Annotated in this window: 1 protein-coding gene; it reads left to right on the top strand. The window is 44.4% G+C overall.

Translation table 11 applies throughout. The features are described 5' to 3' along the window. A partial coding sequence (locus A3738_RS11015; RefSeq protein WP_231876624.1) for a LuxR C-terminal-related transcriptional regulator occupies nucleotides 1-1681 on the top strand: 1681 nt, incomplete at its 5' end. Nucleotides 1682-1835: the final 154 nt, after the last annotated feature.

The raw sequence follows: 1835 nt of genomic DNA, 5'->3' as shown, positions 1-1835 counted from the left end.
ACAAACTCGCGCTATAGACTGGCTCATCGAGCATAACCAACCACATGAAGCCATCGAACAAGCTGTGCTTCTTCAAGAGTGGGAACTTCTAGCAAGACTACTTGAAAGCAACGGCAACAATTTAATTCATGAAGGGCATCATCTGCCGATGCTCGAATGGATAGCTGCCATTCCAGAGCAACTCAAATCTCGCTCACCCAGAATTCTTCTATTGAGAATTTGGGCCCTATTTTTCAGTAATAAAATCGAGGTCATCCAACCTCTGCTTGATGAATTAGAAGCATTAATCGATCAACAGCGTCTAGCAAACATAGAGACCAGTACTGACGAGCTTGTTGATCTGCATAGCGAAATCTCATTAATTCGCTCTTATATCGCCCGTTCGCAATCAGATCTACGTGGCGCTAGTCAGCTGACTAAGCAGGTATTAGAGGAATTAGACAGCACTAATATGCCACTCAAATCAGTGACATACTATGGAATTGGCTTAGACAGCTTCACGGTGGGTGATTTAGAGTCTGCTGAGACAGCTTTAAAAGCAGCTATAGAGCACGGCAAGCGAGAAAAGAAATACACGACCGTGCTTTCTAGTAGCGGTTTACTTGGTTGGATCTACTACTACCAAGGCAAACTTGATGCGGCGCTTGAAACGGGAATGCAGAATCAACACTGGATAGATAGCTTCCACGATCCATCACAACCAAGAATTTTATCGTGTTGGCAAAACAGTATTCTGGCGATGATCTACCTCGAACGAGGTGAGATTACTATTTCGTCGGCCTACATTAACCCCTTGCTGAAGCACATCAATATCGGAACAGAGCCCGGCCTGCATATCTTAATTCAATACACGCAAGCTAATGTATTGTTTTCGAAAGGCGAGTTTATCGAAGCGATAGAACGCCTAGATGATGCCATCAACGTCTATGAACACAAAAAAGACGCGATGATGTATACGCCCCCGAGTTTAAGAGCGATGAAAGCGCGTTGCCTTGTCGCCATAAATAATCTTGAAGGTGCCAACGTCGTGCTGGAATCTATCGACGCAGAGGCGATCAACGAGCTGCCCCTAAATTTTGAAGATATCAATCTAAGCAAAGCGCGCTTATATCTGAAACAAAAGCACAGTGCCCTTGCGCTAGAAATATGCGAGCGTATCGCAATCCAAGCGAGAGACCTAAATCATACTTATCATTTAATCCAAGCACTGCTTATCAAAGCATTATGCCTGTTCAAATCAAAACACAATGATGAAGCAGCAGAAGCTATTACCGAAGCGCTCACGCTTGCAGGACGGGAAGGAATGACTCGTGTCTTTGTACACGAGGATGAAGACACTCCGAATGTCCTTGCGCTATGTAAACCCGCCAATATTCCCGATGCCTTTCTGAAAAAGCTCAGTGAAGAACTGGGCGTAAAAGCCGCGCAAACAAGTGGTCAGACACAGCTTCCGGGTGCAGCGGCGTTAGAAGGAAATCTTAAACTGCTCGAACCCTTAAGTCAGCGCGAGCTAGAAGTGATCAGATTGATAGACCAAGGCTTAGCAAATAAAGAAATTGCACAAAAATTATCACTCGCACCAGCGACAGTAAAAGCCCACATTCGAAACATCTACGGAAAGATTGGTGCAAAAAGCCGCACAGAGGCACTTTCAAAAGCCCGTCAACTAGAAGTTATTTAGGGAAAAGTCTTTAAAATCATCTAAAAGTGAGAAAAAAATCACACTTTTACGGCTTTTCACAAAGGGACTACTCCCTTAGGACGATTAAATTACGCCCCCTACGCCCCTAATATTAAACCCATCGAAACACATTGTGTTGAGGCGAGAATTCAGG

It is taken from the genome of Oleiphilus sp. HI0066, from assembly GCF_001635725.1.
The sequence above is the reverse complement of the archived record's forward strand: the minus strand, read 5'-3'. Positions and strand labels throughout refer to the sequence as shown.